Origin of the sequence: Streptomyces sp. P17, assembly GCF_032436805.1 — a bacterium.
Lineage (GTDB): Bacteria > Actinomycetota > Actinomycetes > Streptomycetales > Streptomycetaceae > Streptomyces.
In genome coordinates, this window is sequence record NZ_JAVRBF010001500.1 from 1 (window position 1) to 235 (window position 235).

General features: G+C 55.3%; 1 protein-coding gene. It reads left to right on the plus strand.

Annotated elements, in window-relative coordinates; genetic code table 11:
* Nucleotides 1-6: 6 nt before the first annotated feature.
* Nucleotides 7-235, plus strand: a 229-nt coding sequence (locus RMT89_RS46465; RefSeq protein WP_399499143.1) for a hypothetical protein, incomplete at its 3' end; no start/stop codon positions are given.

The window sequence follows — 235 nt, forward strand, 5'->3', positions numbered from 1 at the left end:
GTACCTATGTACGGTTCATACGCGGCTAAGCAATTAGAAAGCTATTTTGACTGCGCTGATGACCTTGCTCGCGATCTTCAGGCCCGGGCGGCGAAAGCTAGTGAGGTGGGAGACGCGGGCGGTCAAACCTGCCTGCTGAGGCTTCAACTGATTCAGGAGGAGCTTGCGGAACTGGCCGAGGCTATCCGGGCACGCAATATTGTGGACGTTCTTGATGCTCTCACTGACCTGGATT